The sequence below is a fragment of the Alteromonas gracilis genome, assembly GCF_043642145.1.
Classification (GTDB): Bacteria; Pseudomonadota; Gammaproteobacteria; order Enterobacterales; family Alteromonadaceae; genus Alteromonas; species Alteromonas gracilis_B.
In genome coordinates this window covers 155,787-176,935 of the sequence record NZ_JBHZRZ010000005.1, presented here as the reverse complement: position 1 = coordinate 176,935, position 21,149 = coordinate 155,787, and the positions used below count along the sequence as shown (strand labels likewise).

The window sequence follows — 21,149 nt, the reverse complement described above, 5'->3', positions numbered from 1 at the left end:
AAAACAATACCGTTACTGTAAGGTACTTACCAATGACGCAACCCTGTATTTGAACTCACACCGTTCGTGCAATGTTTAATAGTATTCATTCATGGCTTGTCGTGATCGTTGATGACCCAGCTCGGCCATTGTCCTTACAACATCTTTATTGTCAACGATGCCTCTGGCATCCAAAGAAGCGGCTAATATCTCATCAAACAGAAAATGACTATGGGAGTTTTTGTTAACTAAAGTAAATAAATAGTTGGTGAAGTATCCCATGAACATGTCTTCCCAATACTTTTCGAGCTCATCATTCTCCAGTTGAGCAGTGACAAAGTTAGACAGTTCTGTCAATGACGACCTATGATAATTAGATCTTAAAAATAATGGACCCAACATAGCTTTGATATCATGTTGTTGGCCATATACCATGAAGTTCCATGCATCAAAAAAAGTATACATGTCAGGAGGTGGCCCTTGGGTTCCGTAGTCATCTTCGACTATTTCATATAACAAGTCGAATTGACGTTGGGTAAAGCCAGTTACACAATCAAAAGCAACTTTATGTGTCAGTAACTTCAGCTCTTGACGACCGTCTAATAATAGTGAGTGTTCATCAAGCATGGCCATTATGCTCTCGTAGGCATTGTCAAAGAACTCTCCTTTTGCTTCTCTGCATTTTACAATATATTCGACTGCATCAAGCATGGCCTCGATATACATAGAGCCAGTTCGGCAGAAGCTCATAGCTTCATTAGAACTCACGCCTTTATATTCAACTTGTCGACTAAAATATTCATCAAGATAGCGTAGCGAAGATAGAACTAGCTCGACAACAGCATCGTCGTCTTTAAACCCGAAATGTCTGTTATTGCACAACTCGCCATCCCTATGTAACCACCCATCCAAACAGCCAAAACTATTGCTTGATATGAAACATGCTAACCACATGGAGTTGGTTTTAAATCCGACTCTGTGATTTAAGTAATAATCGCCAGCCCTATAGAGCATCTTTTGACGAACTGTAAAGGCTTCTATCGCTTCATCACTTACAGTTCGACTCTCGTCCATCTGTGAATTGCCAAATAGCGTGATAGCGACGTCTGGGAGTTGTTCAAAAACGTTGGCTATATTATCGAGCGTTTCTAAATGAAATTCTTTTCCTGTATAGACTGATAGGTGAAAGTTAGCCGCTTCCTTAAAAGCCTTCAATCGCTCTTCTGTGGTGTAATCGATAAGGTCATCAAAACGTTTTGGGATCGTATTTAGGACACTTCTGACCACGCTCTTCGCTTGTTCTAACGAATAGTTTGTATAGCCGATAATTCTTTCTGCAAGTACACGCAATTCCTCTCTATCAACGGAAGGTTCAATATTTTGAAACACGAATTCATCGGATATGCATTCATCTATAGAGCGCACATTAAATAATTCAGATAGAAACTGTGTTCTACCTGTTTCATCTAAGTTCGGAAAGAAATGAGATATACGACGATAAATATTTGCGAGACTCTTTTCGTTGAGACGAGGAGGTGCCTGCGTTAAAGAAAGAATTGCGTCTATCATAGGAAATCCGAATAAATATTGATTCTAAAATTCAATGCAAAAGGTGTGATTTGGCATAATGACTTCATTACCCTGTCGTTTTATCAGCTATAAAGAACCGATAACCGCCGTAAACTATCCATGTAAGAGCAAAAACCAATGGAATATAAGCGGCGAAAATATCACCTAACTGATGGTATTCGCTATCGAGCGCGAGCGGAATAATGCTCTTTTCGTAATAAATAATTACTAACCCTGCTAGTAAACACAAAACTACATATTTAAATATCTTCATCGTTTATTCCTTATGTTCAATTTCTTAAATTAGTCCCTGTATCAAGCATTCACGCTGGTCTGGATACTTTTGGATATTGGCTTTAATGTCATCATTACTCATCCATAGCTAGTTTATTTGCTCCCCATCCTCATAGACGGCAAATTTAGCATGCCCCTTGTCGCGCATGGCGCGAAGCGGTACCACATTGATGAGTTTGAATTCGATTTTGTTAGCCATATTGCTAAGCTCCATATGTGCAGTATGATTTTAAGGCGTGTAACCATACGGACCATTCAGTTAAGCTCTAGGGAACTTGTAACGAGGACCGATACGGAAACTTCCACAGTGCTCTTTGGGTATATATGGCGCATAATCAGTTACGCTAAAACCCGCTTCCTCTAAGTCCTTCATGAAAGCTTTGATGGCCTCTTCTTTGTGATGCTGCCAAGCAATACAATCCAAATCTGTTCTATTATCGAGTGAATTTATGGATACTTTATGCTTTTCGGCTAATCGGTAAAGTGATGCTTTGGTGGGCAGCCCTTTGCGCGTTGTAATTCTCATCGCTTCGCCTTTCATTTTCTTCATAAAAGACACTATACCTCAAGTTTCGGTATGGCAAGACTCTGGATTTGGCTAACGAAAATAAGTGCTACTTACTTATTATCGACATGCTGGTGGTGAAGACCTTGTATTTAACATAATAATTGCAATGATTTCCAGTTAGCACGGAAGTTCCTTAAGCCGTTTCACTTTCGTATCGCGGGAATGATCCCTATTGCACCTCAGGGCGCTTTATAGGCAAAAGTAACGGCTTTGAAAAACACCCCAATTCATTTGCATTCAATAAGCCCATTAATGGAAGAGCATTCTTTAAAATTTTGGTGTCTGAGCGTTCACTTCTTTGAGCCGCCCATATTTCTGCCTGCTTTTCTAAGTGTCGTCTCAATGGTTTATATTGATAAGTGTTTAATGTCTCACGCCATCTAGTCAGCGCTAGGTCCAGTGACGATGTACAATCATCATTGGATGCTTGCGCATTAGTGACTAACAGGATGGGAAGTAACGTTGCGAGTATAGTTCTATTAACCGAATGTTGATGCATCTTGAAGAACTCCAATTCTCTGTTGGCATTGAGTATTGGGTTAAAGTGTAAATGATTGCTGATAGTGGCTGAAAATTAGAGCCCTGTATTTTGCGCCCTCTATTTTTAGAATGAAGCATGGCCAGTAAAATCAACTCAAATTAGGACAACCTAACAACAAGCGGTGACTAATAGAGTTACCAGCTCACCGCCGAATGAAATAAATCCTGTCTCTTATTCCCCCCAGGATTTTTCTTCGAATTTTGTTGCCCCCTGCTCTTCTTTTGAATTGCCTGACCTGTTCTTTTAGGATGTTTCGAACAGTCGTTCTGGTGAGCCTGCGCCTGTGGCAATAAGATGAAAAAAAATGGAAAAAGAAAAAATAAGAAACAAACGCGTGAAGCGGTCGGGCAGGAAAGCTGATGCTCGATTTTCCTGAGATGGGGCTACGAAGTACCCTTATATTGTGTCAAGGATACATGATAGGTTGTCCTATATTTATAGAAGTTTGGGTGTGGTGTGGGTGGAGCCTAGCTTTGTTAGGTTGTCCTATTTAGTATGGGTTGCACCACGAGAGTTTGCAGTATTATGATGACCATCAATGAAAAGCTTCGTTTGATTAGGCCAAAATACAAGGAATTTACATGAGCATGACTTCTACTCAGTCTTCGCTTAGTGATGACAATGTTACTGTCGAGCGCATTATTGGTGACGCGTTTGAAATCCGTATTCAACATGGACCTGAACAATGTAAAGGCACATTGAAAAAATCGGATATTGTAGCCCTTGCTAGAAAGCTTGATGTTAACGCCGATGATTTAAACGCTGATGAGGAAGAAGTCGTTGTTGATGTTATACGTTTCTATGCCGTAAGCGTGATGTGTTGTCTCGTATTCAGCGGCCTTTTCGGTATCTTCAGCAACTAACTCGACTGTATAAACGCGTGCAACCCTGTTATCTTGTCGATGCAGGAGTTTGTCTTTAACACTACATAGGAATGGATGCCATGAAACACTTTGCCCTTATTGCCTCTCTTTTACTTACCGGTTGCTCTGGTCCTATTACACTTGATACTACATCACAGGAAACCATCAAAAGTTCAGCGCAAGAAATCACCGCTGACTTGAACGCTCAGGACCGTGAGGAGTTCTCAAAAGCCTTGATGTATTTTTCCGTCGGTGGCCGAGACGGGTTTTCTTCTATGATGGGTTCGCTTGCCGATAACAACGACGGCACCAAACACAAAACGCTCATGTACATTAACCTTCAGTCTATCGATGGTTTGACCGGGCAAGAAGTGCTCGAAAAATACCGCTCTGCTCTGGCAAAAGATAAAGAAATCAGGGAGCGTGAACGTGTTGAAAAGGAAGCTAAGCAAGCCAAATCTCGCGAGGAAAGATTAACTGTTCGCCAACTGAGCAAAGAAGCTAAATCCTTGCTCGAAAGTAAACGATTTGAAGAGGCGTTAGAGAAATATCACGCCATGAGCGAAATCGACTCAGCAAAAGAAGCGGCGATGGAGGGGATCACTCAGACGCGCACCGCAATCAAAGCTTTCGCAGAAAAAATGGAGTATATGGATAACGTCGAAATAACTGAGTTCGTGGCCAAACGAATCGATACCTTCTCTAATAAAGACGTACCTGCCATCCGCGTATCGCTTAAAAACAACGGCGAACGCTCGCTAGATAAAGTCAAAGTTACAGTCTATTTCCAAAATAAAAACGGCGATACCATTTTTGAGGAGAGCTTCAACCCCGTTTTAGTTGGTAGCTACTCAATACGTAACAGTAAACCATTAAAAGCTGGTTACGTTTATGAAATGGAAAATGGTAAATACTTCACAGTTAAATCAAAGCTATCAGAGTGGGACGAGAGTAAAACGGTTATCAAAATTGTTGATATAGCATTCACCTCATAAAGGAATGTCGTGATATGGCCATACTAACTCACTTATCTAGCGTAGCCCTTATAATGTCCATAGCTGGTGGATTAACAGCTTGCTCTGATCCCGTTCACGAATTCTCGGAGAATGATTTCAAAAATGCTACGCGCTTTTTTTGTCAGAAACCAAACTATGCAGGTAGCCCACTACAAGCTAATTCATATGTCCTTTACTATGACTCTGAATCGAAAATGGCCAATGTTGGGCAGTTTGTCTACATGGGGGACTATGAATGGTCAGACACGGTAGGAGAAGCCAATCTTTACGCTACTGATATAGCAATGCTAACGGACAACAGCGTGATGCTCCATCTAGACCACATAAAGGAAGATAAGACGCTCCATATTCTTATTGATAGGAAAACCTTGAATGCATCGTTTGATTACAAAGCGATGACATGTAAAAAAGTCGATAAGCAAGAGATAAAGAATATTAAAGTTCAACTAGCCAGTGAACACATAGAGTATAAAGAGGCTAATATGCGCGAAAACAAAATTTAGCTAGAACATTCAATGCCCCAGCATGCTATTAAGACACGATATTATATCGCTTAATGAGGTCGCCACCTGCAAATGAACATTATTATGAATGTGAAATTTGCACAGTGTTGTGCGCTATCATTCTATCTGGAGTATATATATGACTAAATCTATCCCTGTAAAAAAAGCTGCGCTTATCGGCTGTGTTTCATTTGGCGCTATGGCCGCAGCTATGGCCACTGAAGCATTGACTGATATGAATGCGTTGGTGGCCGGCGTTGCTGTTTTCTTTGTAATGTTGTTTATGAATGAAAAAAAAGGTGCTGAAGCCGCCACTGAGGAATAATGTTCTCGATTATTGATAGGGATAATGCAGACCGCATGTTGTCAGAGGTATCGTTAGATAGCCTCAGCGACAAAGATTTTTTGCGCGGTCTGCACGGGCATTGGGATATACTTTGTCACTGTAGTTGCACTCCTATCAAAATGGTCGTTAAACATCGCCGCGATACCAATACTTACTTTCTCTCCTCTTTTCCCGATTCTCCCCTGCATCACTCTGACTGCCCTCTATTTCGTCAACGAAGGACGCTGCTTCCTGATGTGTTTGTTCCTTTAAGAAACATTTCCTTTTTAGAGGGTGATAAAGCTGTGTCTTCAAAAGACCAGAGTGAAGCCATGTCCATGAACGATACTGAAAGTAAAGTTACGTCTCAGGAAGACAACGATAAATCTGTGTCAATGAGAGACACCACTTCTAGCCCTTCAATACATAACTATCGCCATCAGCGGGTTAAAGTCGTAGCACCGTCTATGATGGAATCGCTACTCATTACGTTGACGTACAACAGCTTCGCTCACATTCACTTCGGCCGATTTGTTACAGTGAAGGATTTTGTTGAAAAGCTGAAGTGTGCCGAACCCAATTCTTCCATCACCCTACCTAATGGTTTCCCTGTCATTCAAAGCCTTTTTTTTGGGGAAAACGGGCTTATAATCGCTAGAAAGCATGCTAAACGCCACGGCGCAGCATTGTGGATTCGTTTGGCATCCTCTGTCTGTGTCAACGAGCTTGGACTGATGATCAACAATAAGAAATTGCCAACTGAAAATATTGAATGGCCTCATCTCCCATCTTCAGATGCTTGGTTAATCATGTCTTTAATAGACTCTACTGGCACCATAAATACCACACTAGTTTACCCTGTATGTGACACTCGGCATGTCATTCCATTTCAACGCAGCGAGCAACATAGCTTGGTAAATGCACTCTCTCCACTTTTATATGGCATGAACAATAACAAAACCTTCAGGTTTTACATTTCGACGCCTTTGCACAGCATCCTCCACGAAGACAAGCACGTTTTCGCAGATTTGTTTGTCACTCGAAAGCATAAACAGACGGGCGAACTGAAGCGCTTAGTTCTTGGTCAAAGTAATTTAGACACCCTTAAAGCGGCCTATGACGCCAGCGCACATTTCACAAAGGATATTCTGATTAAGCCTGAAAGAATAAAAGAGTTGTTGGAAGGATAAAGAATGCCAGTAGTTTTACTGGCATGTTTTTGTCACTTGGCAGAATGAGCAACGAGAAGAATATTATTAAAGTGTTGAAGGGTCTCTTGTTTAAATGTATCCACAAAATCACTAACTTCAATGCTATCAGGATCTAATAAGGGCATATCTAAAGGCTCGCTTGATAACTTTACAACCACGTTTTTTAACGCCTCGTTGCGTTTGAGTAGTGCAATATTTTCATTACCTAAACTTATGCGAATCAATTTCAGACGGGCTGCATAAATCGTATCCAGCTCGACCGTATCTTTCACCTTTTCTTTTAGTGTGAGGACTTCATTGTAGAACGAGTTAACCTGCATGACGGTTACCCCCTTTTTTAAGGTATACCACAATTGGGTGACAAAATACTAATAGCAATGGGCTTAAATAATCAGTAATGGTTACCGGCTTTTGTTCCATGTTGACCATACCTACAATGGACACAGTAGAGATGAGAACAAAACCAATACCGGCAAACAATGCTCTTTTCTTTTTTGACAGCGTAATGTCAATTGACACCGTAGTTATATAAGAGACTAATGCAACAATCCCAAGAATAATTAACCCTATGTAAGAATTCGTAAGTTTAGTTATTAGCAAACATGTCATCACAAAAAGGTATAAACCTAACAGCACAATCCCTCTCCTAGTGGTTGGTGCAATTCATTAGAGACAGTGTATGCTAGCCCCTGTCTCTGCTCAGAGAATTAACGTATTGTATTTTACTTCTTAATAAAGCACTATGCCGCTGAAATACTGTGCTACAATAAAAACGTGTTGTATCACGCTTTATTGGGGTTGGTATGAAAAAAACCGCTAACAACTTGGAATTGCTTGCTACCTATAAGCGCATCAAAGAGAACACTGAGTCACTAACGAATTATATTCGCAGGCTTCCAACCTCTGACTTAAGAATAACAGCAATAAAGTTACCTTTAGATGGTAAAGAATACAGAGTGCTTACTGATGATGAGTTAGACCAAGCTATAAATATTTATACCCAGTTCAGTGCAAAAATGGACCAAGACCCTTCTCGCCCGTTGCGGTTACCCGGTGTGATTCAAATGCCTAAACAACACCAACAAACTGTGTCCGAGATCATCAACTACATTAATACAGAGAAAGAACGCTTCGAGTCACTGTACATCGATATGACCAAAGGGTTAGATGCACGCAAACGAGCAAAAGTAGTGCATGATGCATTAGGCTCCACATCATTTATTACTTTGCAAATTACTCGAAAGGTTACATGCGTTTGTGATGAATTAATCTATATGGGCCTCTCGTATCACAAGAAACCAAACATTGTGACGCTTACCAAAAAAGAAGTACTTAATAGGTTGGGATTTTTACAGGACAGGCCTTCGCAAAATGCACCAATTGCTGAATGGAAACGTACTATTAAAGAGGCAAGAGATAGAGTTGAGCTATTAGTTGAGGGTAAGTACCTCTATCGATATACAAAAGGCTCTTATTATCGTCCTATGCTCAATATCAAATCAGCACAGGGCAGAGTAGAGCAACCCAGCGCAAGTATGCCAGTTTTTTATTTTGCTGATGATAATATCAAGGTAAATCTTCCGCGCAAGCATGACAACTCAAAACGACGAAGCGATCGGGCTTTTAACCCAGAATGTCCTGACCTCGCTTTTGCAAATATTCACATCCGTAAGGTTGATGAGGGATAAACAATTAAGGAGGATTGACTAACGTGCAATTAGTTTCAATAACCAAGGATACTTTATTTCATGCACTGGAGCCTTACAGTGAGCTTTTGAGCAAAGTCTACGATAAGTTGAACCTGAAGAACGGTAGCAGTGGCAGTACAGAGTTATTTGCTAAAGCCGAAGAGATTAACAGATTAGTTGATCTAGTTACTTCTGAATCTGAAAGACCCCTCCTCCCATTTGTTCTTGGTTGGAATTACTCTACTTCTCGTGCCAGTGAGATGTTTCTTGCGATGTCAACAGCGGCTACCGTGTATGAGGCGCTTAATATTCTTAACACCTACTATCAATCTTACAGTCTTTTTGGTGAGCGTATTTACATTGAAAGCGGTGAAAAACTAAGTTTAAAAATTGACTTTCCATGGCCGCTATCTGAGAACATATCACTTCAGAAAATGGCATGCTGTCGAATTCAACGCTTACTCTACGATGTATTTAGCCATCAGTTTATGCCGATAGAAGCCACCAACTTTTCATTCGCCAATGAAATGTCTACTTTTTTCAAAATTTCACCAAAAATCATCAACAACGTTAATGGCATTATTTTTTATTACTCGACTTCTTGTTTTAGTCTCAGGCCTCCTTCACCTGACGCTACAGCATTTAATCACTTTAAAGAGAAATTAAAGCGAAACAGGATTGCTGTTCTGGTACCTGAATGTGATGACCCGATTTTAGCTACGAATAAGCTATTTGGTTTGTTAGGCCCCGATAAATGGAAAAAAGAGAGTTTTGCTGAAGAACTAGGTATTAGCGTTCGTCACTACGAACGGACACTTAAAAGAAATAACACCTCATTTAATGTCCTATTGAAAAGAAAAATTCAGGAGGTTTCGACGAATGGAATTATTGCCGGTGATAGTATTGATTTTATTGGTATCAAGCTGGGTTATTCTGAACGCAAATCTTTTGAACGTGCATTTAAAAAGATTACGGGAATCACACCAGCTAAGTACAGGGAACTTGTTTTTAAAATTCGCTTTCAATCATTGAAAAATAACATCTTAAATAATGAACGCGTGCCGTTATTCTCTAATACTACTTCACAATTAATTTCTTACTCTCAATCTGAAAAGCGCTCTATTGAAGAAATATGCAAGATTATCGAACCAGAACCTGTTCTCGTGGCTAAAATAATGTCGTATGCATCATCGGCTTTTTACTCTAATTTTCAAGTGAAGAACCTTCATGAAGCTATTACAAAGTGCTTGGGAATTGATAGTGTTCTATCTCTTTCCATGAGCATAATGACTAACCTCGGTCGATCTGCATACGGTTTTTCAGTGTTTTCCCCCGCATCAGTATGGTCTCAGATACTGATAACCTCTGAAGTGATTTTACTACTGAAGAAATCATTTTCCACGAATGCTATCGACTGGAATGGTATATATTTCACTTCGCTATTTAAGGATGTAGGGTTAGTTTACCTTCTTGATTCTAATGAAAATGAGATAACCTCCCGTTTCGAGAGTGAATGTATAGATCAAAGTACATTTACTGAAATGAACGAACAAATACGCGAAAGCTTTGGCGTATCACCCTATTCGCTTAGCACGCTTATCCTCTTACGATGGGGCACCGATATCAACATCAGAAACATGATCAGTAACCTCGATAAAGACAGTAGCAAATTAGAGATGGATGAATCTTTGATACTAGCCTTTGCAGAACAATTTGCGCTGCATATTCGCACGAAAGATTTAAACGGATTAGAGAATGATGTCAAAGAGGCCACTAACTTCATGAGAGACAAAGGTGTAGAAGGTTTGATTGATATCTCTAAAATAGATGATATCGCCTCTAAGATACGCTCCAGAGCGACCTATTTGTTTAGCTAATACTTTGTACTTAAAAGTGGTTGATAGAGAAAAAGCTTCCATACCATGATTTTAACTTATTGGTATGAATTAATAGGACTTCCTAGCTTTCTACCACTGCCGTTTTTCATGTGTTTACGGCAGTGGATTGATTTTACCTGTTAGCTTTGTTTAACCATGCTTAGGAACTTATCTGACAGCATTGGCTTAAAGAAATAAAACCCCTGAAAAGACTCTATGCCGAGAGATTGTAGGGCTTTTAACTCATGTTCATTTTCCACACCTTCAGTTACAACGTGCATGCCCAAGCTTTTACCAATGCTGTCAATTGCACGAACTAACTTCATGTTCTTTTCGTTACGATGAATATCCGTCACAAAGGAACGATCAATCTTGATAGCACTGACTTTTAATCTCGAAAGCTGCTTCAGCGATGAGTAACCAGTACCAAAGTCATCCATAGCAACACGAAATCCTATTTTATCAAGCTCATTAATTATCCTGAACATCTCATCATTGTCACTAAATACACTTTCAGTTATTTCCCACTGAACATGCTGGTTCTTTACATTGTGCTTCTTAATGAGCTCTATTGCATTATCAATGAACTGAGAATTAGCCACTTGGGGTGTTGTCAGGTTTATTGATAAATAAAAATGGTCATTTAACTTTCCGGCCTTACTCATTTCAGCAAGAACCAAAACAGATTTCTCAATCACACGCAATGCAATTTTATCTATAAGACCTGAGCGTTCGGCCACCGGGATAAACGATGTTGGGGAGATAACCTCACCGTCAATTCGCATTCTAGAAAGTACTTCCGCTGCCTCCATTTTCCTTGTTGTCGTATTAACGATAGGTTGCAAGTGCGTCTCTATCGAATCTTCATCTAGCGCCCTAACAATCATATCTTCAATGATGGCCGATTTGTGTTGAGAGGCCTCTTGAATATCGTCTACCGTGGAGATTGCACTTCTTACCGAAACTCCGCGCTTAGAGATCTTTTCAAGCGTTAAATAAGCTTCCTCGCCGACGTCCATTTCAATTGGAACAACAACATACCCAATGTTAGAGACAATATTAACTACTTTCCCGTCCAACTCGATAGGCTCTTTAATAAGCTCACCCATCATAGTCAGGTGCTTGTTGACTTCATTAACTTCCATGCCAACAGGCATCCAAACTAAGAAATTCGCCGATTCTGTAACGCCAATATTTGTCGTTTCTTTGGTGTCATTATGTTTAAGCAGATAGTTCCTGAGGCGCTTATACATCTCAAGAATAATTTTATCGCCATTTTCATAACCATAGGCTTCATTTACTTTATGGAAGTCTACTGGATTAAAAATGGCCACAACGGAAATCTCGTCTTCAGCATCAGCGGCTTTAATAGCACTGTCTATACGCTTAATTGCATTCTTCCTAGAAATACGCCCGGTATCTGGATCGATATCACCTTGGTTTGCACGCTTTTGAGCTATAAGGGCATTAGCCTTGGTTGAAATAGTTATATAACCTTCCACCAAGCTATCTTCCTGCTGTTTTTTGAACAAACGCCTTATCAATAGGTTTGTTCCCAAACCCAATGCAAAGGATGAAGCTGCATATACTATTGCGTCCATTTTGTACTCTTAAAATTGATACGTCATACCGAGTCGCGCTGCGTTTTGAATTTTACCACCAACGACCTGTAATGTGAGGCCAAAACTTTTACCAAGGAAGTAAGTCGCTCTAAATTCACCTTCGATAAAAGTATTTTCAACTTCTGCATCATTGATTGAAACGCTACCATCGAAACGCCAATCACCGACAAAACTATGGTAACCAACACCCAAACCAACAATCCCACGATTTTCATCATATCCGTTGCCTGATAGATCATCATGTGTATAAGAGAGCTCGATACCAATATCGGTGTATGGGTTATATGACCACACCTTTTCGATACTCGCCCCAATACGCGTACCATCGGCTTTTAGGTCGTCGTCATCTACTTTGGTGTAGTGGCCCGTCAGGACCACATCTCGTAGCAATTGATAACGATAGTCAGCATAAAAGCCTTCTCCATCGTAGAACGTAGTTTTCGTATACCCGTAACCCAGATCAAAACGCGTATCAACTGGAGTAGTTTTAGCTGCAACGCCACCTGCAAACATTAATGCCGTTAACATCAACGCAGCTCTTTTAATTTTGAAATTCTTCATCACTCTACTCACTCAATAGACGGGTTAAACGGATATATCGCTCTGGCAAGGTTTCTCTATCCACCTCTTGAGCATCAGTGAAATCGATAACACGAGCACCCAGTCCACCTGCTTTCGGGGTAGACGTCCAAAATCGACCATTGGGGGTATCTGGGAATACAGTCAGGTCGATACTCGGCGCTACACAGGCATACTCGACAATAGCTGATAGCTCTTTGATGTTTGGAAGACGCCAGCGCTCGGCTCCTTCCAAGTTATTCTCTGTATTGAACTGCTCAGCAGCCTGCAATGCTTCTTGCCATGTAGCGAACGTTGTAGGAACACCAGAGCAACCAGCTTCAGTAGCTGTCTGGCCTAACGAACACTTTTGCCATAGCAAACCGTTCCGTACATCTGATACTGTTCCATCATCATTTTGAATAAAAAGATCAGAGTTCATGGTTGCACGCACTGTATCGTAGGTGCAGTCTTGTGCTGATGCTGAAAATGCTGTCATCAGTATTAATGCTGTTACCGTTTTCTTAAACATTACTCAGAGCCTCCTCGAACGCCGCGAATGTAACCAGTACGATTTTTAAGACACAGGGCCGTATCGCCGGTCTCGGTATTTACACACCAGACCGAACCATCATTTTCAGTGCTTGGCGTGCTAGTGAAGTAGAATGGACGGGTTATAGGTGATTGAACTTCGGCATTGCTTTGATTGCTGAACACCTGATTGCCTTTTTCAATGGCAGCATCACGAGGGAACATCGAAGGAATAACAGAAACCTCTTCGCCATTGATGGCAGTCTGGGTTTCATAAACGACGACACTCTTCATTTCGTTGAGTGTTGGCAAGCGCCAGTCAGTAAATCCACACAATGATGCACGCTGCATTTCGCGAAGGTAGTCACTCGTATTACATCGTACTGCACCGCGATTAAGCCCTAACGCCTGAGGGAGTCGTACTGAGTCAGGGATTCCATTTGCATCTTCAAGAGCAGATGCTTGGTAAGAACAATTTAAAGAGATTGGCAAATCACTTAGCAAACCTTCTCCTTGAGCACCTTCTACCCCTGCATTGTTGTCTTCGTCTCGGCTGTACCAGAAGTACTGGTAATTAGCACTTCGCCAAAAGCTATGCTCATTACCGAAACTAGTGTTATACCCTACGGGATCTGAACGGAACGTATTATTAATATTATCGTTGCCCGTAATTAGGTCCACATGCTGCTCTTGCTTGATTTCCCATGTCAGGTTCGTTGTTCTATCACGGACGCAGACAGCGCCTTCAGCTGATGCCTCATCACGACGCCCCTCACCAATGACGTTTCCATCGGCATCTAGGTATTCGAATGCAAAGCCAGCAAAACCGTCTACAGGATTATTTACCGTCACATCGCGCCCTGACGCTGCATCTTGGCCGGGAAAACCATCTGGTGTTTCTTGATAGTCGAGGTTTACGCCATCTGAATAAAGCATTACGCCGGTATCATTAAGCCCAACCTGACCAGAGATAATTACGGTATGGTTATCTTGTTCACCCGCTGCTGAGTTAGTGATGTCGCCCAGCGTTAATGTCAGGCTTTCACCACCTTCAGGAATAGCGTCATCAATGACCGTTAACGCCAATGTCTGTTTGTCTTGTAATGGCGCGAACTCGATTGTCTCACTGAATTGCTTTTCGAAGTCTTGTTCTTCATTGGCAGTACCCGTGAATTCAATAGGCACCGTCACCACTTTTTCAGTGATTGAGGTAAGGCTTAGACTGATTTCAATGCCGCCTGTTTTTTCACTTACGATTTGCTGAGGTATGTCAAAGACAACCTCTGGCTCAGGGTCGTTATCAATTATTTCGAAGAATGTAGACGTTTTGATGTAATCAACTTCAGCGCCTTGTACATCGTTGATTGAGACAACAATGGTCTCATTGTCTTCATCGATTAGGTCACCCAAGATGTCAACTTCAATGCTTGCACGACGTTGACCTACGGTTATTTCTACGCTGGCGTTTTCCACCTCGGTAAAATCTTTACCGGGTGTGGCCGTCACGCTGCCTGACTCAGCACTTTGTACTGAATAGAAAATTTCTAGGTCTGATGTGGCATCACGGTTGAGTGTAAATTCAACCACGGCTTTAGCGGTCGCGTTATCGCGTTCGTTAACATTAGACGGACCATTAACATCAAGTCGAGCTGGGGTGGTGTCACCTGTTGGGTTGGAATTAATCGGTGGCGTCTCAGTCCTTGTAGGCTCCGATTCATCGACACCACCGCATCCGGTAAGAAAAGTTGCTATTGCAACAGCGAGTATGGATTTTTTCATCATCAACAACGTCTCTGTAATTGCGTTGATATGATTATGTCACTCAGTAGTGGCCCCCCACTTTATTTAACACCCCTATTTTGGGCGCTTAATTCATGCTCGTGGTTTGCATATACTTAGCTGTCACTAGCGCTAAAGAATTGCGATAGAAACGACTGATCACATCCACCAGCTCTTCAATGCTTCGCCCATAGTTCAACATAACATCTTCGTAAATCATGACCCCACTGCCAGTTGGCATATACTTTTGAGGATTAACTTGGCTATAGACATCGAGCATTTCGCGTTTAATTTCTACCCCATGGTGCACCTTCATTAATCGAAAGTGCGAGACTTTATTACCCTCTCCCCATTTGTCCTTGCTGTTATGTTCATAAGGCTCTGGATAAACGTCAAACAATGTTTGCTCACCGGAACTTGCACGCAATCCGGTCACGCCGTCTTTCTTGCGCTCCATAATTTCAATCGAATCCAGTTTATTTAATGCGCTAGCAACAATGATAAACATGTCATCCATTGCAACTTCGTCAAGCGCTGTCACTTCATCAAACAAACTGTTCACGCCAGTATTATTCATTGTTAAAAGGGCTTCTTGTTGTTTTTCAAGCATCAGCTGTAAGACTCCATTTCGTACTTTATTAAAATCTATTCGGCCTTCATGCCGTATGTAATGCTGTTAGTGCTAAGGCACTTGAACCCCATACGAAGAGGTATTCAGCTATGCTATTTGTTGGAATTGTAAGGGGTGACCTATACACTCTTTGCGCTGGCCAGAATAATTTAAGGCCTGCTGGAGTAAACCAGTCACCCACTAAATGTAAGAGATAGCCAAAGGCCACTGATATAAGAAGCGGCTCTAAGTTGACCATATACGCTAAAGCCGTCATGGCAACAATAGAATGCGTAATATTCCTATGGCCAAACAAAATTCTTATGGGCCACGAAAACCACTTCACTCGACTACCGATTGTCGAATCGGGGTGATCAATATCAGGCAGTGCTGTCCCTAACGCCACCAAGCTATAAGTCCATGGTTCTACGTTAGCGAGCTCAGGCAACACGCCTGATTGTGATAGTGCGTGCCACCCAGTCAAACTAACAACTAGGTGATTTACCAACATCATTGCTTATTGACCACCCGCAGTACCATTAAGAGATGCACCTGCCTCAGCCTGACGAATTTTTGCCTCAGCTTCTAGCAAGCGCACTTCATGCTCTTGTTGAGCACGTTCACGGGCTTCCTGCGCCTTCTGACGCGTTTCAACACGCTTGTTTAAAGTTCTGTATGCCGCTGACGCTTCTTCTTTCGCTAACGCCTGACGTTTACCTTCCTTCATGCGGTTTGTGTTGTCGTATGGATAAAACAACAAAACATAGGTGTTATAGGCGCCATTTTCTAAAATGGTCTTACTATCGATTTGCTCATACCCAGAAATATCCTGCTCGGCAATCAACTTGTCGATAACTTGACTGTTATCTTCTCGAAGACCTGAGCTGGCACCATTATCTGAAATATATGAACGTTCTTGACCGCTAATAGCCTGTCCATACATTTTGGCTAAGTTAAACTCAGCCTGTAGCTTTGCTTTATTGAGCGTGAATTGCAGGTTTCTACCTGAACTCATGCCGGTTCCATAAACACCTACATCGGTCGCCTTAGGAGGATTTAAGAACCAGTCCGGGGCTTCTTCAAGTACCTCTTCCATGGCATCCATACGCTTTTCAAGCAACTCTGCTTGATGCTTTGCATGCTCATCAACTGGGTTTGATGCGCAGCCTCCCAAAAGCGCTGTGAAGGACGCAGCTAGCAATGTTAGTTTAATCTTCATATAACGGTCTCCGTGTAACCAATCAAAACGATATACTTTGAAATTAACACTGTATTTTTTAGCGCAACCCCTTCAGGCCTATTTTTTGTGAAAATTCTCAAATAAGCATCAAATGACGTGCGCGTTGTGTTTTTTCGTACATCATCGGTTTTAAATAGTAAGCGGTATTTTTTGTGGGAGTGGTTTATTAAGAAGGTGTAATTACGTTCTTAACCACATTTAAAGAATTTAAGAAGGTAAGTTATCGCAATACCTTTTTGAAGTGGCTCTGGTACATCCTTGAGCAACCATCATCAAACGAATACTTTCTTCAAGCTTTTGAGTTTCTGGCGATTCAAAATACTTGAAAGTACTAGGTCGCTTTTTTCTCTTAAGCAGCTTATTTATATGATGCGCGTTGTGATTCGGTAATTTCTTATAATGTTCGATTTGAGGTAAAGAACGAGGTTGAGCTTTTTCGAAAAACTCAACTCCCACTAAAGCTGAATCGTTAGCAAAGGCGCAATCTCCTAACACATTATTTGCAGCCCTAACACCTTCAGTATCTTTTACTCTTTCATTCAATTCCACTGCGTCTTGCCCATAGATGATGGAGTTCTCCGCATTCCCTGTTTGCAGATACATTCTTGCTATATAACCGTAGAACATATAAAGGAATTCTAAGCTACAGATATTCTTCTCAAACTCTAAAAGGTCATTAAGCAATGCCGTGTTTTCGTCAATGTCAAAGTTGGGCGCGTCGAAACCTCTAAATTCTTGGCAAATTCTAAAAAAGCGCTCAGCTAATAAATGACCCTCTTCCAACTGTTCACTTATAATATTATTTACTATGTCTTGTACATGGTCGTACATCGAAAATTATTCAATCATGATTTATTCCTGTTAGCACTACCAACGCACTAGATAGATAAACGCGTAGTTGTTATACAGTATGTCTGTTTTTTCTTGGATGGAGCACACGACTTTGCCCTTGTTCATAGAAAATTACTTCGCACTTTGCAAAAAAGTATTGCTCAGATATACGGAACTGTCTAATTAATGCGTAGCCAACATTAATTAACAATAGCAAATCAGAATTTTTCTTCAAAGGGGCATGATGTCTCCTATACGCCATTCAGATCTCGTGGCGCATCAATAAAACAATCATCAAATTGATTCAGTATGTCGTACCCAACGACAGAAGATTAAATATGTATTCGCAAAAAATTGAATTTATAGATCTATCTCAATTGAGCGTCGGATTAACATATCTATTTCTTGAACTTCTTCATCCGATAGACACTGAGCATATTTGTGTTTTGTAAACCACATCAGATCAACATACATCAACCTAAGCATGTAAGGTGTTACAACCGAAAACAGTCCAAAATCTCTTTTATTCAATCGAGCGAGCAATAGGAGTTTGTCAGCACGAAACGCGCTGCAAGTAAGATCTTCAGTATAAATACGGTTTTCAATGGATAGAAATCGATTTTCATTGTAACTGGCTCTAAACATTAAAGGATTGGTGTTATATAAAAAGCCTTTTATTTTTATGCCTAAAATTAGAGAATTTATTTCAGAATCATTTTCATTAGAAGTAGCTAAATCATTTGACTGACATGATGGATGATTTTTAATAAAACGAGTGGTCTCTTCGTCTGACAACTCCAACAGATCATCCAAGTTGCAGTTGTTTAAGTTAGCTTCGTTGGAACTGTCCTTTGGAGCAATTTTATTTTCGTTAATTTGACGCTTTAATCTTAAGTTTTCGGCATTCGCAACCTCTGCATACGCCAAAGCGTCGTTACGCTCAATTATTATGCCTTCTATTTCTTTAGAAATAGTCTGCTGTTCGCTTTCTAACTTCTCAACCTTACTCTGTAGTGAATATGCCCTCGACTGCCATTCTTGCTTATCGACCTGAAAACCAATACCTCGTTTGAAATCAGTCCAAAACTGACTGTCTTCGAGATTCTTATCGCTAGACTCTTGTGCGGCATTTGCTACTGAAATGATAGAAAAATTAAAAGCACTTTCAGGTATATTATCATCTATGTTACCACCAACTCCCGCAGCCATGCTGGTTATAATCGCTGGAGCTGCTATGCCAAGAATAAACGCTTCTTTACGGCGCTTTTCGTTCATACCTATGCATAAAACAGCAGAAATGAAGAAGTACATAATGATCGCTGTGACGTGGCCTAACTTCACAATACTCAAATTTGGCGATGTAGCACTGGCAGCAGCTAAAGTGCATAGTGAGAGTAAAATCCCCCCCAGCCCAGCTAGCACGCTTGTTATAAGTAAGCTTTCGTTAGTTGTAGTGTCATTATCTGTTTGAATAGCCATAAACATCCCTTTCTATAGTAATTTAGTTTAGGTGATATGTACTACTTGCAGTATTAGTTGAATGTAGAATCTTGGAAATGTCAAATGTGTGTTTTAAGCGGCATGAATGCATGGTTACTACTACATGCACTAATTTGAACGAAAGTACCTACAAATAGAACATCTTAGCAAGGCTCATAAGTCGCTGTTTTTTTGTTCTCTTTACTACAACAAGTATTGAAACCTCCCTATTTATTTTAACTAATAGAGCTATCAATAAAACATTTACAAACAGGCAATATTTCCTATTCAGTTTTTAACGCTTGATTGTTCCATTTTTCGACTGCCTTCTCTGTTGTCAACACTCCACTGGAGCACTGGCTGCGCAATTATTACAAACAACATGATCTTCGCTATCGCCAGTACCCCAAGCAGATTTCAGATTTTCGACGCTCAGGTCAGACTTTCCGCAAAAAGGGCATGCCGGATACTTGCCAGTTTCAACTTTAGTGATGGTCATTTTACAGTTATATTTTTTCTCAAAAGATTGCTGTGTCTGAGGCATCGTTATTCCAATGTGGTCAAATACGCTTTTTTGCGAGAATCGCCTTGTCTTAAAATAGCGCAGTAAACTGCACCTATCGTAGAAAACACGATTGAGAGGACTAAAAATAGCATTAGGAAACTATCGTTTGGTGAAGCTTGCTTTCCTGAAATCCAATCACTATAAGTCCAGCCGAGCTTGAAAGCAGAAGGCCATGCAATACAAAAAGCAATTGAAATTGAGAAAATACATGCGAGCCACGTTTTTATTTCACGAATCGGATGTTTCATAGTTAGGTGCTCCTTTGTTTCCAACATTAGATTGTAGATTTTTTGATTACAAAAGCACCGCTTATCGCTATCAATATAATTGCAAAAATGCCTCGTAAGATTGAAATTAAATATTTTCCTGTATCTAAACCTAAATTATCCGCTACGAAGGAGGCTAATGCGACAGCTGCAAATGCTGGAATGAATAAGCCTATAAGCAAAGCCCATAAGTAATTTATAAAATCGTTCATGTGTTTCCAATATCGTTAATTAAGGCCAAAATGGGCATTTCAGCCAGTCAGTGACAACGCTCATTTGCTTTTCATCCAAGTGAGCGGCTGCTTCGGTGAAGTCAAAATCATATTGATTGTTACCACACCATACCCCAGCAGCAAACCTTGCCATTATTTGCTCACCTCTCGATGCAACTTCACAGTATTTATCAACACTGCCTGAAATAAGTTCTCTCTTGCTGAAGTCAAACAACGGCCATAGATAAGGCATCTCTTCCTCAATCCATGTGGCGAATCTAGCTTGGCTAGATGATAAAGATTTATTGATTTCCATTGTATTTCCCATTACGTTTTTTATTGCTGAACAAACGGATTAGAAGGTAACTTGCCGGAATCAATTGCGTTCGCAATACCGTAATCACCATCTGCATTTTCTAGTATTTTGTTGAGTGCCGAATCATACTTATCTGCCCAATCTGATGAGCGGGAGATATACTCTTCTGGTAGCATTGCTAATTTGGCTTCAAGTGAATCAAGGGCATCTTGGACAGTCAGACCGCAATCAAAAGGAAGCCAAGAGCCAGCATTTAATAGGTACTCACTTATTCCTGCTGCTTCGATGTCGCCACTATCTGTCAACTCGCAAACATCAGAGAACTCCTTACTATATTCTCTACCGAGCGCTACCCTGATACCTGCACTATAACGGTCATCCCAAAACTTCAGGTAATAGCCTTCTTTAAGAAACCTATTAATAGTGGGATGAGTTGATAACTTCTCTTCTCTGGCCTTAGTAGCGGAGAGAAGACTAGCATTCATTTGTCTGCGTTCCTCTAAAGACATCGTATTTCCTATTTCCCATATTATCTTTTGCTATTGGCCAGTGAAACTAAACCACCTAAAATACGAACTCTATCACTGGCAAACGTTTGTTCGTTTTCAGCAGCTTCTTTTAACTGTTCCCAGTCTGAGATTGTGTGGTATTCATTGTGACCAACTGCATTATCAATCAGTTCTTGCTTTGCCTGTTCGAGGTCCAT

Annotated in this window: 27 protein-coding genes; 7 read left to right on the top strand and 20 right to left on the bottom strand. The window is 40.8% G+C overall.

Going from position 1 to position 21,149, the window contains the following annotated elements:
* Positions 1 to 75: 75 nt before the first annotated feature.
* The 4 genes from ACHUFN_RS12555 to ACHUFN_RS12540 all read right to left on the bottom strand — a co-directional run bounded on the left by ACHUFN_RS12555 (position 76) and on the right by ACHUFN_RS12540 (position 2,909).
* Positions 76 to 1,548: a hypothetical protein gene (locus tag ACHUFN_RS12555; protein ID WP_394222744.1), complete on the bottom strand. Its 1,473-nt coding sequence runs from the start codon at positions 1,546 to 1,548 to the stop codon at positions 76 to 78.
* Positions 1,549 to 1,615: 67 nt separating this feature from the next.
* The gene (locus ACHUFN_RS12550; RefSeq protein WP_394222743.1) at positions 1,616 to 1,822 is read right to left on the bottom strand and encodes a hypothetical protein; all 207 of its coding nucleotides are present in this window, start codon (positions 1,820 to 1,822) and stop codon (positions 1,616 to 1,618) included.
* A gap of 279 nt (positions 1,823 to 2,101) precedes the next feature.
* Positions 2,102 to 2,392 (bottom strand): hypothetical protein, encoded by a 291-nt coding sequence (locus tag ACHUFN_RS12545; protein WP_394222742.1) that lies wholly within the window; start codon positions 2,390 to 2,392, stop codon positions 2,102 to 2,104.
* A gap of 187 nt (positions 2,393 to 2,579) precedes the next feature.
* Positions 2,580 to 2,909 carry a hypothetical protein gene (locus ACHUFN_RS12540; protein ID WP_394222741.1) on the bottom strand — a complete coding sequence of 110 codons (330 nt, stop codon included), beginning with the start codon at positions 2,907 to 2,909 and terminating at the stop codon, positions 2,580 to 2,582.
* A 623-nt stretch (positions 2,910 to 3,532) separates the two neighbouring features.
* Between ACHUFN_RS12540 and ACHUFN_RS12535 the strand changes: the two genes are divergently transcribed.
* The 5 genes from ACHUFN_RS12535 (at position 3,533) to ACHUFN_RS12515 (ending at position 6,848) form a co-directional block, all read left to right on the top strand.
* Complete coding sequence (locus ACHUFN_RS12535) at positions 3,533 to 3,814, top strand: hypothetical protein (RefSeq protein WP_394222739.1); 282 nt, start codon at positions 3,533 to 3,535, stop codon at positions 3,812 to 3,814.
* Between the two features lie 80 nt (positions 3,815 to 3,894).
* Positions 3,895 to 4,809, top strand: a complete 915-nt coding sequence (locus tag ACHUFN_RS12530; RefSeq protein ID WP_394222738.1) for a DUF6694 family lipoprotein — start codon at positions 3,895 to 3,897, stop codon at positions 4,807 to 4,809.
* Positions 4,810 to 4,823: 14 nt separating this feature from the next.
* Entirely contained in the window at positions 4,824 to 5,333 is a 510-nt protein-coding gene (locus ACHUFN_RS12525) for a hypothetical protein (protein WP_394222737.1), read from the top strand.
* Positions 5,334 to 5,472: 139 nt separating this feature from the next.
* Positions 5,473 to 5,658 (top strand): hypothetical protein, encoded by a 186-nt coding sequence (locus tag ACHUFN_RS12520; protein ID WP_394222736.1) that lies wholly within the window; start codon positions 5,473 to 5,475, stop codon positions 5,656 to 5,658.
* Positions 5,658 to 6,848, top strand: a complete 1,191-nt coding sequence (locus tag ACHUFN_RS12515) for a hypothetical protein (RefSeq protein ID WP_394222735.1) — start codon at positions 5,658 to 5,660, stop codon at positions 6,846 to 6,848. The genes ACHUFN_RS12520 and ACHUFN_RS12515 overlap by 1 nt, the downstream gene beginning before the upstream one ends.
* 32 nt (positions 6,849 to 6,880) lie before the next feature.
* On the opposite strand, the gene ACHUFN_RS12510 is transcribed toward ACHUFN_RS12515, so the two are convergent.
* Together ACHUFN_RS12510 and ACHUFN_RS12505 are read right to left on the bottom strand one after the other, a co-directional pair.
* Complete coding sequence (locus tag ACHUFN_RS12510; protein WP_394222734.1) at positions 6,881 to 7,189, bottom strand: hypothetical protein; 309 nt, start codon at positions 7,187 to 7,189, stop codon at positions 6,881 to 6,883.
* Positions 7,179 to 7,505: a hypothetical protein gene (locus ACHUFN_RS12505; protein WP_394222733.1), complete on the bottom strand. Its 327-nt coding sequence runs from the start codon at positions 7,503 to 7,505 to the stop codon at positions 7,179 to 7,181. Before ACHUFN_RS12505 ends, ACHUFN_RS12510 begins: the two co-directional genes overlap by 11 nt.
* A 167-nt stretch (positions 7,506 to 7,672) precedes the next feature.
* On the opposite strand from ACHUFN_RS12505, the gene ACHUFN_RS12500 reads away from it, so the two are divergent.
* Positions 7,673 to 8,557 carry a DNA replication terminus site-binding protein gene (locus ACHUFN_RS12500; protein WP_394222731.1) on the top strand — a complete coding sequence of 295 codons (885 nt, stop codon included), beginning with the start codon at positions 7,673 to 7,675 and terminating at the stop codon, positions 8,555 to 8,557.
* A gap of 23 nt (positions 8,558 to 8,580) precedes the next feature.
* Complete coding sequence (locus ACHUFN_RS12495) at positions 8,581 to 10,434, top strand: HDOD domain-containing protein (RefSeq protein WP_394222730.1); 1,854 nt, start codon at positions 8,581 to 8,583, stop codon at positions 10,432 to 10,434.
* 140 nt (positions 10,435 to 10,574) lie between these two features.
* On the opposite strand, the gene ACHUFN_RS12490 is transcribed toward ACHUFN_RS12495, so the two are convergent.
* The 14 genes from ACHUFN_RS12490 to ACHUFN_RS12425 all read right to left on the bottom strand — a co-directional run bounded on the left by ACHUFN_RS12490 (position 10,575) and on the right by ACHUFN_RS12425 (position 21,149).
* Positions 10,575 to 12,035 carry an EAL domain-containing protein gene (locus tag ACHUFN_RS12490; RefSeq protein ID WP_394222729.1) on the bottom strand — a complete coding sequence of 487 codons (1,461 nt, stop codon included), beginning with the start codon at positions 12,033 to 12,035 and terminating at the stop codon, positions 10,575 to 10,577.
* Between the two features lie 9 nt (positions 12,036 to 12,044).
* Positions 12,045 to 12,584, bottom strand: a complete 540-nt coding sequence (locus ACHUFN_RS12485; RefSeq protein ID WP_394222728.1) for a porin family protein — start codon at positions 12,582 to 12,584, stop codon at positions 12,045 to 12,047.
* A gap of 37 nt (positions 12,585 to 12,621) precedes the next feature.
* A complete protein-coding gene (locus ACHUFN_RS12480; RefSeq protein ID WP_394222727.1) occupies positions 12,622 to 13,146 on the bottom strand; it encodes an Lcl C-terminal domain-containing protein in 525 nt (174 codons plus the stop codon).
* On the bottom strand, positions 13,146 to 14,927 hold the full coding sequence (locus ACHUFN_RS12475; RefSeq protein WP_394222726.1) for an Lcl domain-containing protein: 1,782 nt from the start codon (positions 14,925 to 14,927) through the stop codon (positions 13,146 to 13,148). Before ACHUFN_RS12475 ends, ACHUFN_RS12480 begins: the two co-directional genes overlap by 1 nt.
* Positions 14,928 to 15,012: 85 nt before the next feature.
* Positions 15,013 to 15,534 (bottom strand): hypothetical protein, encoded by a 522-nt coding sequence (locus tag ACHUFN_RS12470; protein WP_394222725.1) that lies wholly within the window; start codon positions 15,532 to 15,534, stop codon positions 15,013 to 15,015.
* Between the two features lie 46 nt (positions 15,535 to 15,580).
* Entirely contained in the window at positions 15,581 to 16,048 is a 468-nt protein-coding gene (locus ACHUFN_RS12465; protein ID WP_394222724.1) for a metal-dependent hydrolase, read from the bottom strand.
* A gap of 3 nt (positions 16,049 to 16,051) precedes the next feature.
* Complete coding sequence (locus tag ACHUFN_RS12460; RefSeq protein ID WP_394222723.1) at positions 16,052 to 16,753, bottom strand: hypothetical protein; 702 nt, start codon at positions 16,751 to 16,753, stop codon at positions 16,052 to 16,054.
* Positions 16,754 to 16,981: 228 nt separating this feature from the next.
* Positions 16,982 to 17,605 (bottom strand): hypothetical protein, encoded by a 624-nt coding sequence (locus ACHUFN_RS12455; RefSeq protein ID WP_394222722.1) that lies wholly within the window; start codon positions 17,603 to 17,605, stop codon positions 16,982 to 16,984.
* Positions 17,606 to 17,965: 360 nt separating this feature from the next.
* The gene (locus ACHUFN_RS12450; RefSeq protein ID WP_394222721.1) at positions 17,966 to 19,084 is read right to left on the bottom strand and encodes a hypothetical protein; all 1,119 of its coding nucleotides are present in this window, start codon (positions 19,082 to 19,084) and stop codon (positions 17,966 to 17,968) included.
* Positions 19,085 to 19,630: 546 nt separating this feature from the next.
* Positions 19,631 to 19,897, bottom strand: coding sequence for a hypothetical protein (locus tag ACHUFN_RS12445; RefSeq protein WP_394222719.1), 267 nt, complete (start codon positions 19,895 to 19,897; stop codon positions 19,631 to 19,633).
* Positions 19,898 to 19,923: 26 nt separating this feature from the next.
* Positions 19,924 to 20,127, bottom strand: a complete 204-nt coding sequence (locus ACHUFN_RS12440; RefSeq protein WP_394222718.1) for a hypothetical protein — start codon at positions 20,125 to 20,127, stop codon at positions 19,924 to 19,926.
* A gap of 19 nt (positions 20,128 to 20,146) precedes the next feature.
* Positions 20,147 to 20,443 carry a hypothetical protein gene (locus ACHUFN_RS12435; protein ID WP_394222717.1) on the bottom strand — a complete coding sequence of 99 codons (297 nt, stop codon included), beginning with the start codon at positions 20,441 to 20,443 and terminating at the stop codon, positions 20,147 to 20,149.
* 20 nt (positions 20,444 to 20,463) lie between these two features.
* Entirely contained in the window at positions 20,464 to 20,952 is a 489-nt protein-coding gene (locus ACHUFN_RS12430) for a hypothetical protein (protein WP_394222716.1), read from the bottom strand.
* Between the two features lie 20 nt (positions 20,953 to 20,972).
* The gene (locus ACHUFN_RS12425) at positions 20,973 to 21,149 is read right to left on the bottom strand and encodes a hypothetical protein (RefSeq protein ID WP_394222715.1); all 177 of its coding nucleotides are present in this window, start codon (positions 21,147 to 21,149) and stop codon (positions 20,973 to 20,975) included.

What these genes read in the sequence shown, in the direction of transcription:
- ACHUFN_RS12555 (WP_394222744.1), bottom strand. Translation starts at nt 1,548, where the DNA reads ATGATAGACGCAATTCTTTCTTTAACGCAGGCACCTCCTCGTCTCAAC.
- ACHUFN_RS12550 (WP_394222743.1), bottom strand. Translation starts at nt 1,822, where the DNA reads ATGAAGATATTTAAATATGTAGTTTTGTGTTTACTAGCAGGGTTAGTA.
- ACHUFN_RS12545 (WP_394222742.1), bottom strand. Translation starts at nt 2,392, where the DNA reads ATGAAGAAAATGAAAGGCGAAGCGATGAGAATTACAACGCGCAAAGGG.
- ACHUFN_RS12540 (WP_394222741.1), bottom strand. Translation starts at nt 2,909, where the DNA reads ATGCATCAACATTCGGTTAATAGAACTATACTCGCAACGTTACTTCCC.
- ACHUFN_RS12535 (WP_394222739.1), top strand. Translation starts at nt 3,533, where the DNA reads ATGAGCATGACTTCTACTCAGTCTTCGCTTAGTGATGACAATGTTACT.
- ACHUFN_RS12530 (WP_394222738.1), top strand. Translation starts at nt 3,895, where the DNA reads ATGAAACACTTTGCCCTTATTGCCTCTCTTTTACTTACCGGTTGCTCT.
- ACHUFN_RS12525 (WP_394222737.1), top strand. Translation starts at nt 4,824, where the DNA reads ATGGCCATACTAACTCACTTATCTAGCGTAGCCCTTATAATGTCCATA.
- ACHUFN_RS12520 (WP_394222736.1), top strand. Translation starts at nt 5,473, where the DNA reads ATGACTAAATCTATCCCTGTAAAAAAAGCTGCGCTTATCGGCTGTGTT.
- ACHUFN_RS12515 (WP_394222735.1), top strand. Translation starts at nt 5,658, where the DNA reads ATGTTCTCGATTATTGATAGGGATAATGCAGACCGCATGTTGTCAGAG.
- ACHUFN_RS12510 (WP_394222734.1), bottom strand. Translation starts at nt 7,189, where the DNA reads ATGCAGGTTAACTCGTTCTACAATGAAGTCCTCACACTAAAAGAAAAG.
- ACHUFN_RS12500 (WP_394222731.1), top strand. Translation starts at nt 7,673, where the DNA reads ATGAAAAAAACCGCTAACAACTTGGAATTGCTTGCTACCTATAAGCGC.
- ACHUFN_RS12490 (WP_394222729.1), bottom strand. Translation starts at nt 12,035, where the DNA reads ATGGACGCAATAGTATATGCAGCTTCATCCTTTGCATTGGGTTTGGGA.
- ACHUFN_RS12485 (WP_394222728.1), bottom strand. Translation starts at nt 12,584, where the DNA reads ATGTTAACGGCATTAATGTTTGCAGGTGGCGTTGCAGCTAAAACTACT.
- ACHUFN_RS12480 (WP_394222727.1), bottom strand. Translation starts at nt 13,146, where the DNA reads ATGTTTAAGAAAACGGTAACAGCATTAATACTGATGACAGCATTTTCA.
- ACHUFN_RS12475 (WP_394222726.1), bottom strand. Translation starts at nt 14,927, where the DNA reads ATGATGAAAAAATCCATACTCGCTGTTGCAATAGCAACTTTTCTTACC.
- ACHUFN_RS12470 (WP_394222725.1), bottom strand. Translation starts at nt 15,534, where the DNA reads ATGCTTGAAAAACAACAAGAAGCCCTTTTAACAATGAATAATACTGGC.
- ACHUFN_RS12465 (WP_394222724.1), bottom strand. Translation starts at nt 16,048, where the DNA reads ATGATGTTGGTAAATCACCTAGTTGTTAGTTTGACTGGGTGGCACGCA.
- ACHUFN_RS12460 (WP_394222723.1), bottom strand. Translation starts at nt 16,753, where the DNA reads ATGAAGATTAAACTAACATTGCTAGCTGCGTCCTTCACAGCGCTTTTG.
- ACHUFN_RS12455 (WP_394222722.1), bottom strand. Translation starts at nt 17,605, where the DNA reads ATGTACGACCATGTACAAGACATAGTAAATAATATTATAAGTGAACAG.
- ACHUFN_RS12450 (WP_394222721.1), bottom strand. Translation starts at nt 19,084, where the DNA reads ATGGCTATTCAAACAGATAATGACACTACAACTAACGAAAGCTTACTT.
- ACHUFN_RS12445 (WP_394222719.1), bottom strand. Translation starts at nt 19,897, where the DNA reads ATGAAACATCCGATTCGTGAAATAAAAACGTGGCTCGCATGTATTTTC.
- ACHUFN_RS12440 (WP_394222718.1), bottom strand. Translation starts at nt 20,127, where the DNA reads ATGAACGATTTTATAAATTACTTATGGGCTTTGCTTATAGGCTTATTC.
- ACHUFN_RS12435 (WP_394222717.1), bottom strand. Translation starts at nt 20,443, where the DNA reads ATGGAAATCAATAAATCTTTATCATCTAGCCAAGCTAGATTCGCCACA.
- ACHUFN_RS12430 (WP_394222716.1), bottom strand. Translation starts at nt 20,952, where the DNA reads ATGTCTTTAGAGGAACGCAGACAAATGAATGCTAGTCTTCTCTCCGCT.
- ACHUFN_RS12425 (WP_394222715.1), bottom strand. Translation starts at nt 21,149, where the DNA reads ATGGACCTCGAACAGGCAAAGCAAGAACTGATTGATAATGCAGTTGGT.